At 32.9% G+C, this 13,335-nt stretch carries 10 protein-coding genes; 2 read left to right on the forward strand and 8 right to left on the reverse strand.

The window, feature by feature from the left end; all coding sequences use genetic code 11:
• Window positions 1–500 precede the first annotated feature (500 nt).
• The 6 genes from SHI72_RS01055 to SHI72_RS01080 all read right to left on the reverse strand — a co-directional run bounded on the left by SHI72_RS01055 (window position 501) and on the right by SHI72_RS01080 (window position 7,566).
• Window positions 501–1,364, reverse strand: a complete 864-nt coding sequence (locus tag SHI72_RS01055; protein WP_323488773.1) for a PepSY-like domain-containing protein — start codon at window positions 1,362–1,364, stop codon at window positions 501–503.
• A gap of 659 nt (window positions 1,365–2,023) precedes the next feature.
• A complete protein-coding gene (locus SHI72_RS01060) occupies window positions 2,024–2,488 on the reverse strand; it encodes a PepSY-like domain-containing protein (protein WP_039119433.1) in 465 nt (154 codons plus the stop codon).
• 17 nt (window positions 2,489–2,505) lie between these two features.
• Complete coding sequence (locus tag SHI72_RS01065) at window positions 2,506–2,949, reverse strand: PepSY-like domain-containing protein (protein WP_323488774.1); 444 nt, start codon at window positions 2,947–2,949, stop codon at window positions 2,506–2,508.
• Between the two features lie 71 nt (window positions 2,950–3,020).
• Window positions 3,021–4,292, reverse strand: a complete 1,272-nt coding sequence (locus SHI72_RS01070) for a HAMP domain-containing sensor histidine kinase (RefSeq protein WP_323488775.1) — start codon at window positions 4,290–4,292, stop codon at window positions 3,021–3,023.
• Window positions 4,292–4,963, reverse strand: coding sequence for a response regulator transcription factor (locus SHI72_RS01075; RefSeq protein WP_323488776.1), 672 nt, complete (start codon window positions 4,961–4,963; stop codon window positions 4,292–4,294). The genes SHI72_RS01070 and SHI72_RS01075 overlap by 1 nt, the downstream gene beginning before the upstream one ends.
• Window positions 4,964–5,157: 194 nt before the next feature.
• A complete protein-coding gene (locus tag SHI72_RS01080; RefSeq protein WP_323488777.1) occupies window positions 5,158–7,566 on the reverse strand; it encodes a hypothetical protein in 2,409 nt (802 codons plus the stop codon).
• Between the two features lie 347 nt (window positions 7,567–7,913).
• Between SHI72_RS01080 and SHI72_RS01085 the strand changes: the two genes are divergently transcribed.
• Window positions 7,914–8,864, forward strand: a complete 951-nt coding sequence (locus SHI72_RS01085) for a DUF4421 family protein (RefSeq protein WP_323488778.1) — start codon at window positions 7,914–7,916, stop codon at window positions 8,862–8,864.
• Window positions 8,865–8,905: 41 nt separating this feature from the next.
• Here the strand turns inward: SHI72_RS01085 and SHI72_RS01090 are convergent, their stop codons facing one another.
• On the reverse strand, window positions 8,906–10,231 hold the full coding sequence (locus SHI72_RS01090) for a serine hydrolase (RefSeq protein ID WP_323488779.1): 1,326 nt from the start codon (window positions 10,229–10,231) through the stop codon (window positions 8,906–8,908).
• Between the two features lie 638 nt (window positions 10,232–10,869).
• On the reverse strand, window positions 10,870–12,405 hold the full coding sequence (locus tag SHI72_RS01095; protein WP_323488780.1) for an MFS transporter: 1,536 nt from the start codon (window positions 12,403–12,405) through the stop codon (window positions 10,870–10,872).
• 85 nt (window positions 12,406–12,490) lie between these two features.
• Between SHI72_RS01095 and SHI72_RS01100 the strand changes: the two genes are divergently transcribed.
• Entirely contained in the window at window positions 12,491–13,330 is an 840-nt protein-coding gene (locus SHI72_RS01100) for an AraC family transcriptional regulator (protein ID WP_039111522.1), read from the forward strand.
• Window positions 13,331–13,335: the final 5 nt, after the last annotated feature.

The following is a 13,335-nucleotide window of genomic DNA, read 5'->3' on the forward strand; positions in this document are numbered from 1 at the left end:
CCGCGAATGGCTCCGCAATTTAAGAAAAACTTTATGTTAGTTACTTGTGGGGCTTCGACTCCGCTCAGCCTGACATTCGCAAACCTAACTTTTACACTTTTGTCTCCCAGTTTCAAAGGGACAAAGGCGCTGAGGTTCTGAGCTACAAAGGGACAAAGACTAAGGCAATTTTGCGGTTAATTTTTTAGCTACAAATTTCACGAATTTAAACTTTTAAAATCCGTTTTTATCTGTGTTTTTCGCTTTAGCGAATCTGTCTTATCCGCGTTCCTTTTCATCCACAGATTATCCCGATGCTTTGGGATTGCGTGCTTTGCGTAATTCTTTGCGAACTTTTCGATTAATTTTTTCTACCACAAATTGCACAAATTTTCACAAATTTAAACTTTTAAAATCCGCTTTTATCTGTTTTATCCGCGTTCCTTTTCATCCACAGACTTAAAAAAAAGCTCCGAAATTAAATTTCAGAGCTTTTAAAATGGTATTATATAATTACATTTTTATTTGTCTATTCTAAGGAAATTTCCAAGAGTGTCAAAAATTAAATCTGTATCATTAGAAAGTTCTACTTCAGTATATGTTTTTTCATTATCAATAGATGTTATGAATAAACCTGGATAAGTGGTTGTAACATATGTATTGATTTTTGCAGGAATTAATGCAACAGGAATTGCAAGACGATCTCCATCGATATCAATCCATTTTCCATTTACATCAAAATCAATTTCAAATCCGTTAGAAAGAGAAACATCATAAACAGAACCGTTTGCATCTGGTTTATTTTGTTTTTCTACCAATCTAATTGTTGCATTAGGGAAATGTGTGCTAATTAATGTTTTTGCTGTTTGTGGTAAGTCAGCTGGATTGATAACAACTTCATTGTGATTATCTCCATCATGATCTATTCTCACAAAATCGCCTTGTAGAGTAAAAACTAAATCTACATCATTAGATAATTCTACGTCGTATTTAGTTTTTTCGTTTTCGATTTGTACGATAAACAAACCAGGATAATTTGCAGCAACATAAGCATTAATTTTCTCTGGAATTAAAGCAGTAGGTATTGCTTGGTTACCTCCATCTATTTCAGTCCAGTTTCCGTTAGCATCAAAATCTATTTCGAAACCATTTGCAAGCGAAACATCATAAATAGTTCCATTTAAACTAGGTGTGTTTAATTTTACTGTTGATTTATATACAGGATTAGGAAAATAGGTTTCGGTAAATGTTTTTGCTGTAGTAGGAAGATTAGTTGGCTCGATTACAGTTTTATCTCTGGTAATTATATCGTCATTACTATCGCAAGATGCTATTGAAAGTAAAATTGATAGGGCGATGAAACTTGTTAAAAATGTCTTTTTCATAATTATAGTATTTAATAGGTTAAACGTATATTTCGTTTTATTATACTGCAATAGTAATATCTGAATCTGGAAAGATTTAGGAATATTCTTATTTTTAATAAAAGAAATAATAAGGGGATTAATTTTACTAACGATATATTTTTAAATAAATTATATTTATTTTGGTTTTAACTATTTGGTAGTTAGTGATTTGTGTTTGTTTGATTTATGGGGGTTTTATAATTCGTGTAGATTCGTGAAATTTGTGGCGAAAAAATGAACCGCAAAGTTTTAGGAAAAGGTTCTAAGGCGCAAAGGTTTCTCTGAATGTGCTGAAAAAATCCTTTTATCCTTTTATCCCGATAGATATTCTGAATGGGTGAATTTTTTCTCACGCAGATTTTAAAAATTTTTAAGCCGATGAGCACAGATTTATTTATTACTTTTTTTTAAATTAAATCTGCTTAAATCTGTCGAATCTGCGTGAAAAAAATCATTTTAATCAGTGGCTAAAAAAGGTACTGAGTTACAAAGGTTCAAAGGTTACAAAGGTTCAAAGGTTTCCTATCGATACGCTTATAAATTTGTATAATTTGTGGCAGAAAAATTTTAAAATCTCCAGCAAAAAAAAGCCCCGAGATTAAATTTCGGAGCTTTTAATGTATTATGTAGTTTTATTTTTATTTATCTATTCGAAGAAAATTTCCTTCAAGATCAAAAACTAGTTCAAGATTATTAGAAAGTTCTATTTCTATAAACGTTTTTTCGTTATCGATTGATGTTACAAATTGATCAGGATAATTTGTAGTTACATACGTATTGATTTTTACAGGAATCAAAGCAACCGGAATTGCCTGATGATTTCCATCTATATCAATCCAATTTCCTTTAGCATCAAAATCAATGTCGAAATTATTACTTAGTAAAACATCATAAATTGACCCATCGGCATCAGGAATATTTTGTCTAGTTATAAGCTTATAAGTAGCATCAGGAAAATATGTAGTAACAAATGCAGTTGCTGGTTGAGGTAAATCAGTGGCACTAATTATTGTTTCATGATCATTATCATCATCGCTATCACAAGATGTTGCCGAGAATAAAAGTGTTAAGGCTATAAAACCAGATAAGATTATTTTTTTCATGATTGTTGTATTTAATGTTAATTATCAATTCTTATAAAATTGCCTTTAGAGTTAAACTCTAATTCAAGACCGTTACTTAAATTTACTTCATATCCCCAAGTTCCTTTGTCAATTTTTGTTATTGCCGTATTTGCAAAATTAGTAGTAACGTAAGATGTTATTTTTTTAGGAATTATACTATTTGGAATTGCTTGGTGATTACCATCTACTTCTTCCCAATTTCCTTTTCCGTCAAATTCTATTTCTATATAATTTGTAAACTGAACTTTGTAATCTTTAGAGAAAGTTTCTTTATCCTCAATAATATTAACAGGTTCTTGTCCTGGAAAATGAGTTTTTAAAAAAGTTTGAGCATTTGCAGGTAAAGCATTTTTTGTAATTACTGTTTTTTGTGCATTTGCCGAAAGTCCAAATGCTAATCCTGCTATTAGGCATGTAGCCAAGTTTAATTTAGTTTTCATAATTGATGTTTTTAATTCTGGTACAAGTGTATAACCAGAATTTGGAAACAATTAGGAAAATAAATAAAAGACTACTTTTTTGGAAAAATAATTTTGAATTGATGATTTCCGGTGAACAAATATTCGATAGTAATCGAGTAATTATTTATAATAGATTTTACGATAGACAAGCCTAAACCAGTAGATTCATTGGTTGTAGTATGGCGATAAAATCTACCAAAAATTGCTTCAGGATTTAATGGAGAATTATTACCACTATTCGAAATGATGATATCATTCTTGTTTATTACAAAATTTACAAAACCATCAGGATGATTATGAATCAAAGCATTTTTTAATAAATTACTAATTAATGCAATGGCTAATCCTTTGTTCATCATAAAAAACAAAGTATCATTTTCGGTTACTGTGATTTTTATTTTTTTGAACTCTGCTAAGTCTGCATAATCCTCTGTTAATACTAATATGAGTTTATTAAAGTTGACGCTTTCTTCTTCAGAATATTGTTGGTTTTCTATTTTGGATAACATCAATAACGACTTGTTTAATCTTGTTAATCGAGTCAGGGTATCTGTTATTTTACCTATTTCCATCATTTGTTCATCAGAAAGTGTAGTATTCTCTGCAAATAATTCGAGTTTGTTAATGCTAATTGCCAGAGGAGTTTGTAATTCGTGAGAAGCATTCTCTATAAATTGTTTCTGACTAGAATAAATGGTTTCATTACGATTTAACATTTTCTCTACTTCTTTTGCCAAAACATTAAACTCATCAATAGGTGAATTTATAGGTTTTAATCGGCTGCCAGTTCCTAATTTAATTTCTTTAAGATTTTCTAAAATGATATGAAACGATTTCCAGATTCTTTTTAATAACAAATGGTTTACCGCCAATATGCTAATAACAAGCATAACATACAAACCTATTAAAGCGAGAAATAGATCTTCGAGTAATTCATCTTCTTCTACAATTGATGCTTTTATAATTAATTCATGAGGATTACCTTTATCATCATTAAAAATGGTTTTTAATGTTCTGATAGGCTCGTTATCGTTATCATATTCCATGAATTCCTTAGAAGTAGAAAATTCATCTTTTCGAGAATAATCACCTTTAGGAAGTGGTTTTATAGTAAACTTATTGATACCAAATTCGGGAGAATTTAATAGTTTTTTGTCGGCAAAAGTATGTCGGATAATAATGATTTTAGAGTTTTTTAAATCATCATCAATATTATCATGCACTTCATCTAAAATCAGCATATAAAAAATCCCAGCCCAAATTGGGATGACAATAAGTAGCGTAAGTGCGAGATAGCGAAGTGTATAGTTTTGTAATTTCATTAATTCATTTTATATCCAATTCCGTAAACAGCCTGAATATCAATTTCGGCATTACTGTCTTTTAGTTTTTTGCGTAAATTTTTAATCTGTGAATATACAAAATCCAGATTGTCTGCCTGATCTGTATGGTCGCCCCAAACATATTCGGCTATTGCAGTTTTATTAATTAATCGGTTTGGGTTTATTATAAAATAGTAAAGTAAATCAAATTCTTTTCTGTTTAAGATTAGTTCTTTATTGTCTATAGAAACTGTTCGTTGTTCTGGGCAAAGCGTTACGTTTTTCCAAACAATTAAATTGTCTCCATTGTGATTGTTTCTCCGAAGTGCCGACTTAATTCGGGCATGTAATTCTGATAAATGAAAAGGCTTACTTAAATAATCATCGGCACCTAAGTCCAGTCCTTTTACTTTATCATCAACAGCATCTTTTGCCGATATAATAATAACTGCACTTTGTTTTTTTTGATTTTTTATTTCCCTCAGTAAGTCCAAACCATTTCCGTTAGGAAGCATAATATCGATTAATATACAATCATAATCGTACGCGCCTAGTTTGTCTAGTCCGGAAATATAATCATGTGCGGTTTCGACAATATATTTCTCTTTTTCGAGTGATTGTTGCACGACTTCACGTAAACCAGCTTCATCTTCTATTATTAAAATTTTCATGTTACCTGTTTTATGTAATTCAAATGTATGAATACGAATTCAAAATAAAACTTGGTTTCTGGAAACATTTAGGAATTAATGGAATTTGCATTAAATAATTTATTTAAAAAGGCTAAATACAAAAATGATGTATCTAGCCTTTTTTATAATTGGTTATTTTTTTAATATCAAATTGTTTTGATTTTAGAGCTTAATTATCTTCGACCTCTAAAACCTCCGCCACCATCTAATCTATTTCCGCCACCTCTTTGAAAGTTTTGAAAATCTCGTGTTTGAGTTTCTCCACGTTGTCTGGCAAAATCCGAATGGTTTAGCCCTTGTATGGTATTATCATGATCAGGTTCTCTAAGAGGTCTGTCAGGTGAACCAGAACCAAGCGTTTGGTTCGGTTTCTGTATGTTATTGCGTTCAGTTTCTCCTCCAAGAGATCTGTTAGGAGAGTTAAGCGTTTGGTTTGGTTTCTGAACGTTATCACGCTGGATTTTATCTCCATTATGTTGTGTAGAACCTAGCGTACCAGCTTTAGACCATCCGCCGTTGCCATTATTATAATGGCTCCAGTTACCGTTATTGTCTTTTTTATAAACGTGTCCATCATGTCCGGCATAAAGATTATTGTTTGTGTGTACAGTAGTTCCTCCGCCTCTATGGTGTGTGATTACACCCTCTTTACCACCAGAAGTTTGATAGCCAACTACTGTTCCTTGTCTTGTTGTTACATGACCCGATTGTACCCATTGGCGACCATTGGACGCTGCAGAATGTCCCCATTGTGCATACGCATTATGCCCTTGTTCTGTTCTTCCATAATTTCCTGTCCAAGGGTTGTAACCACCAGCTGCGGTGCGCCCGCCATACCAACCTTGTACACTAGCCGAACGACCATATCTTCCTGTTGCAGGATTGTACCAAGCTGCTGTTCCTACAGATCCGTATGGACCATATGCAGCTCTTCCTGCTGCCCACCCCCCCGACCACGGATTATAAACTGCTCCAACACCATAAGTACATGGCCACGGGCGATATACAGGATAAATTCCGGGACCATAATAAAGATATGGAGGATAGTAAAAACCAGTTCCATAAGTAAGTACAGATCCTATTACTGCACCTACAATAAAAGCTCCAAAATAACCTGCTGTAGTACTACTCTCTACAGTTGTATCTGTAACATTTGTTTGGGTTACATAGGTAACATTATATACAGGAGAGCTAGGCGGAATAGAATAGATTTCTTTAGGTACAGAATCGGTTACTTTCCAAGGGCCATTAGGAGTTGTAGACATAAACCACACTGCCTGAAAACACAGATAATATAAATCTCCAACCTTTATTACTTTTTCTTGTGTGTTGCTCGCGTATTGAAGCGATGTACCCTGAATAGGTTTAAACTGAGGAGTTCCGTCGTAAGTAACTTTTGCTTTTGCTTCGGCATCGGCTTTTTTTACAATAGCAGTTGTAGGAACTTGTGATAGCATTACTGCATCCGAGGCTTCTTGTGTTCCAGGAACAGATGCTAATACATTTGCTCGTGGAGAATCTTTAGGGATTTTTGCAAAATCGGCAGGTAACTTATCAGTTGCATAACTCCATGGACCAGTAAGCTCTTTAGAGCGAAACCATCTCCCCGATAATAATACATAATATTGCCCGTTACCTTCATCTGCAAAAATATCATTATCAGTATTCTCAATATATATTAATTTAGTTCCGGGTATTTTAACAAATTTAGGAGTTCCGTTTATGGCAATAAGTTCAGCCGGTTTATCACTAAAGAAAACTTGTAAAGAGGTATTGTTTGCTGGTGGAGGAATCATTTTCTTTACTTCATCAAAGTTTTGTCCTGATGGTAAATTGCCCATTTCTTTAGGTAAGCTGGTCGTCTTTTCCCATTTGCCTTTTAAATCTGTAGCAGTTAACCAAACATTTTCGACTAACAGATAGTATTTCTTAGCCGATTTATCAAAAAATAAATCCCAATTTGTATTTACAATATAACTCAGATTTGTTTTTTCAATCGGAACCAAAACTGGATCTCCTTGAACCATCAATAATATCGAAGGACTTGTACTATAAAAAATAGGAGGAGGGTCGTTTTTAACCGCTATACCTTTAGGTGGAGTTTTGGTTTTACTTAAATCTGCCATTACACGATCTATAGAAATAGGATCTCCTCCTTTAGGAATTAATTCTTTAAATAGTTTTTCCATTTGTGGAACTAGTTTTTCATCGAGAGCAGGAAATCTAATATCAGTAACTTCTACATTTCTAAAAAACACGCTTCTGGCATCTTTATCTACCAAGGTTCCTGCTTTTAGAGAAGCTACACCCAGAACCTCTTTGCCATCTTTTGGAGTTAAGGCAAATGCAATTCGTGCAGTTATTTCTTTAAAATCTTTCCAGTCATCTACCTGTGGTTGGTAATAAACTAATTTGGCATCATTGTTTGTTACTTCGCGAGGCCAACCATTATCGATTGTTTTTGTAGAATCTGAAGCAGAAGGATTTTCTGCTTGAGCTTTTTTATCTTCTTTGTCTTTTTTACAAGAAAAAGAAATCAAGAGAAAACTAAAGGCTATTGCAATTAAAAATGTCTTTTTCATAATTTTAGAATATATCTCATAAAATTAAGGGGACATGAATTACAAGCCTAATATTTAATAGTTTAGTCTGTTTCAGATTTTAAAATGATACAAAAAAAAAATCAACTATTTAAAGTTTGCGAATTGTTTTAAAATTAAACTGTAAAATGACTCTCTTTTTATTAATAGATTATAGTTCTATTAAAACGCACTCAACATTTTGACGAATGGTCGTATTTCATTGACGTAATTCTCAGATTTGTGATTAAAATCAATTCATTATGTACTATTTTTATATACTTATAAACTCTTGTTAAATAAGTTTTTTTGAAATAATAAGGGGTATTAATTTTCGTTCTAAAAACACAATGAAATCATATTTTTCTTTTTTACTCCTTTTTGCTTTTCCTCTTTTTTGCAATGCGCAAATCGATACGACTTACATTAAACCTTTTGAGAATAAACTTTCGCTAAGGACATATATGTCAATGAAACTTATTTCGATGGAAAAAGAAGTAGATGGAAAGGTTAAAAATTTCATGCCCAATAACCCTATGAGCTTAGGCTTTGGAGTGTCTATAAATAACACAATAATTAATTTGAGTTATGGATATGGTTTGAGCTTTATGAAAGATAAAGAAAAGGGAAGAACCAAAGCATTAGATTTTCAAATTCATAATTATGGTCGAAAGTTTATAATTGACCTTTTTGTACAAAAATATCATGGATTTTATACTGCTGATAATAATGATAAAAACATACAATTATACCCAGATTTAAATATTCAGCAATATGGTGCATTTGGACAATATGTATTTAATAATAAAAAGTTCTCTTATAAAGCTGCTTTCAATCAGAACGAAAAGCAATTAAAATCGGCAGGGAGTTTTTTATTAGGAGGTGGAGTTTATTTTACAAAAATAGATTCAGATAGTTCTTTTGTGCATAAGGACAAGAATTCCTTGCGTAATTTTCAGTTTGGAGTAAGTGGAGGATATGCCTATACCTGGGCAATAAATAAAAGATGGTTTGCTAGTGGCTCTGTAACAGTAGGCGCTAATTTTGGTACGGAAAGAATAGATGACTTTGGAAAAAAAAAGATAGAAATATATCCCACAGTTTTCCCAAGAATAGCGATGGGATATAACAAGGAAAAATGGTTCCTAGGCCTGTCCTATGTCAATAATCTTATATTTTCTTCATTTTCAGATAATAATGATAGTAGTAACATAGGTTTGGCTTCAGGGAATTTTCAGATTGCTTATATATGGAGACTTGATTCTAATCCCTTTTGGGGAAGGAAGAAACCAAATAAGTAGTCCGTTTTTTTTTCAATTTTTAAGCAATATGATTTGGGTAATTATTTACCCTTAATAAGGTATTTTGCAATAGCTTCGTAAGCAGGTAAAGAATAAGGATCATTTGCAGAGTTAGCCGCAACAGGATTAGAAGCAAAACGCACAATAACCATATCCGCTTTTGGGTCAATATAAATAAGTTGCCCATGTACGCCACGAGCACAAAATGCACCATTATCGTTATTAGTTATCCACCACATATTTCGGTAGCTCCATCCTTTTAACAATGTATAGTTTGCTTTTGCAAATGCTTTTTTGTTTCCGCCCTTTTTTATGTCATCAATTGCCGATTTCGGAATAATTTGTTCCCCGTTAGCCTTACCATTATCTAAGATTAACTGTCCAAAGCGCGCCATATCTCTTAAACCTAGGTTATAACCTCCACCTGCAAATGGGGTACCTGCAGCATCTACAGAGTAATAACCATCTTGTTCTGTTCCTAGTTTCTTCCATATTTTTTCGGATAAAACTTCGGCAACAGTTTTTCCTGTAACTCTGGCAATAATCCATCCCAAAACATCGGAGTTTACTGTTTTATAGCCAAATGCATCTCCATGAGTTCCTTTTTTCTTAACCGTTGGTAGGTACTCGTAATAGGTTTTAGGTCCAGTGTAATCTTTAGGTTTTGGTAGCGGATTACCTGCTGCCGAAAATTTCCATATTTCGGCATTAGGATCAGCATAATCCTCACTAAACTGTAAAGCGGTAGTCATATCCATTACTTGCCTTACAGTTGCATCCCCAAAAGCTGAATTTTGAAGTTCTGGAATATATTCTGAAACTAGTTTGGTAGGATCTATAAGACCTTCTTCGACCAACATAATCCCAAGTGTTCCCGTAAAAGATTTTGTTACAGACATGGCAGCATGTTGTCCATCGGTGGTTAATGCTCCAAGATATTTTTCATATACAACCTTTCCGTGGTGCATGATAATAACACCATCGGCATAGGTTTTTTGCAACGATTCTTCCCAGGAAATTGTTTTTTTCTCGTTTAGAGGTTTGAATTTAATTTGATCAATGTCACTTTTAATATTTGCGTCTAATGGAGTTGAATTTCCTAAACCACGAGAAACATTTACTGTTGGCATAAATTGGCGCATATGTGCTACGCTCCATCTTAGTGCTGGAAATTGAAAAAAACTGCCATCATCAAAACGTACAAGACGGTCAGCAGTTGGCGGAGAACCTACCATCCAGCCCATTTTTATAGGATCACTCTGTTCAGCATTTAGATATTTGGTTTTCTCTTGAGCATTACCAATGTTACTTGATAATAATATTGAACAGGAAAATAATACACTGGAATAAAAATAGGTTTGTTTCATATTGTCTTAATTGATTAGCTAATGGGTAATAGAAAATGGAATGTAGAATGAATTATTTTTCAGCTTGTTTTTGGATGTGGTTTTACTGAAAAAATAAGAATTTACGCTAAGTTAAGAACTTAATTTTGAAATGTTAAAATTTAAAGAAATATAATTTATCTAAAATGGAAATGTGATTATTATTAGAAAGGAGTTTTTACTGATGAAAAGTCTTCTTTTTGTGCTAGAATTAATAAGATTAAAAGGATTTTTTTTACGCAGATTCGACAGATTTAAGCAGATTTAATTTAAAAAATCAGGCATAAATAAATCTGCGTTCATCGGCTCAAATCTTTTAAAATCTGCGTGAGAAAAAAAATAATCACTCCAGATAGCTATCGGAATAAAAGGATAAAAGGAATTTCAGCGGATCTACAGAAAACCTTTGTGCTTTTGTACCTAAGAATCTAAAAGGATTTTTTTCACGCAGATTCGACAGATTTAAGCAGATTTAATTTAAAAAATTAGTCATGAATAAATCTGCGTTCATCGGCTCAAATCTTTTAAAATCTGCGTGAGGAAAAATTTAATCACTCCATATAGCTATCGGAATAAAAGGATAAAAGGAATTTCAGTGTATCTACAGAAACCTTAGTACCTTAGTTTCTTAGTGCCTTTTTAGAAGAATTAAAAAAATAAAAACTAATCAATGCTAAAATCCAGACTCCAAAACCTCCGTACAAGAGGATTAAGTCAAAACCATGTGCAAGCGCTTCGTGTACAATTCGACCTGATGCATCTAATGAAGTTAGTTCAGGAAAATCTTGATTGAGAGAGGAGAAGTTTCCTGCTGCTATTTTCTCTGCTAATGAACGTAATGTTTCTCGGTTTAGAGATTCAGAAAAGGCAGTTGATAAATGAGAAAAGATTCCTTCGACTAGTATAAAACCCATTAATGCAATATTTATAGATAATGAAATCATTCGTGCGCTCATGTCTATTCCCGAAGCCATTCCTGCTCGATTACTCGATACAGAACTAGTTGTAGTATTGGTTACAGGTGTGTTGGTTAAGCCTAAGCCAATACCTGCCAAAAGAGAACCAGGAAGCATGGTGAGCCAACTAGGATTTTCTGCTACGCTACCATATCTCATAACAATAAAGCCTAATCCTAGTATAAACAATCCCAAAGGAATTACTACGCCTGAACGATAGCGAACTGAAAGATATTCTGCCAACGGAGGTATAATTAGAGTAGGTAGGGTATAGGCAAGTAATGAGAGTCCTACTGTTACAACATCGTAACCCAAACAGCTTTGGAAATAAATAGGTAAGTAAATTATAAACGGCCAAAAACTAAAATTCATACCGATTGAACCAAAGATAGCGCCAGAGAAATTACGAATTTTAAAAACTGAGAAATCAAACATGGGATGAGGATTTGTTTTTTCGACCCATATAAAAAGTACTAAACTTATTATTGTGATAAGAATGATTGTTAGTGCAATAGGGCTAGAGAAACCTAAATCTGGTCCTTGTGTAATATAATAAGTGAGCCCAAAAATAGATATAGATAAGGTGAGCATTCCCCAAACGTCTAGTTTTTTGGCTTGAGGGTCTTTGGATTCATTTACATTACTATAAACAAGAATAGCTGCTATAATAGCTATTGGAACGTGAATCAGGAATACCCATTCCCAAGATAATAAGGCTGTGATTGAACCACCAATAATAGGTCCGAATCCTAACCCAACTCCAAGGATTATTCCCCAGATGCTAAAAGCCCTGCTGCGTTCTTTTCCTTCTTGAAATTGATAGGATAAAGTAGCTACTTGGCATATAAGCATTGCACCGCCACTTACTCCCTGAAAGAATCGGCTTATGATTAATACGGTTACATTTTGTGCTAAACCACAGATTAGGGATGAAATACCAAATAGAATTAAAGTGATGATAAGAATGCGTTTTCGACCATATCGATCGGCCAAGGTTCCAGCAGCCATAAGAACTGCAGTGCAACCAATTGTATAAATATTCATTATCCATTGCATATCCCGAAGATTAGCGTTTAAGACTTTTTCGAGAGTTGGGAGAATTACAGGAACACTCGAAATTTCTAGTGAGAACATTAATGTGGCTAGACAAATGGCGATTAAGGCAATTGTATTTTTGGTGAGTTTAAATTTTTGCGTCATTTTTAATTTTTTATATTTAGCAAAAATAAACTGAGTATAATTGATATTTCGGTACAATTTTATGATAAAGAGGTATCTTTGCAAGATGAGAAAAGAAAATATGCACCAATCTGTCGAGGTAATTTATAAGAAGGTTAATGAATGCCCTATCGGAAATTCGCAATTCAGCTTTTTCCAGATGGTTTATGTTATTTCAGGAAATGGATTTCTTCATATTAACGGGAATTGTATCTCTTATCAAGCGGGTAATTTAATGTTGCTTACGCCAAATGATTATCATACGTTTGATATCGTTACAACTACAGAATTTTTATTGGTTAAACTTAATAGTGAATATGTAAGAGATTATAAGTCGAAAAGTATCGATCATATTGAATGTATATTACATTATGCAACTCATTTATCAGGCTGTATTTTAAATCGTAAAGAAGATGAATTTCTTGTTAAGTCTATTGCAGAATCTTTGATACATAGTATTGATAACAAAGATATTTATGATGAAGATTTAATTATTCATTACGTAAATGCATTGATTGTAATTGCTGCAAGAAATATTGCTAAAATAAAACCAGTTGGGATAAAGGAGAATGCTGATAAAAGAATTTTGGAAATCATTAATTACATTCAATCTAATATTTTGTGTCCTCAAAAATTGAAAGCTTCTGCAATAGCAGAGAAATTTGATATATCGGATACGTATTTGGGGAGTTATTTCAAGAATCATTGTGGAGAAACGATTCAGTCTTTTATCTCAAATTATAAAATTAGATTGATAGAGCACCGATTAAGTTTTAGCGATATGCGAATTAATGAGATTGTAGATGAATTTGGTTTTTCTGACGAAAGTCATCTGAATAAATTCTTTAAGAAGCACAGAAACATTAGTTTAACGGGATATCGAAAAGCTAAAGTTTTGTTGAGCTAAGAATA

The organism is Flavobacterium sp. PL02 (genome assembly GCF_035013205.1).
GTDB lineage: Bacteria > Bacteroidota > Bacteroidia > Flavobacteriales > Flavobacteriaceae > Flavobacterium.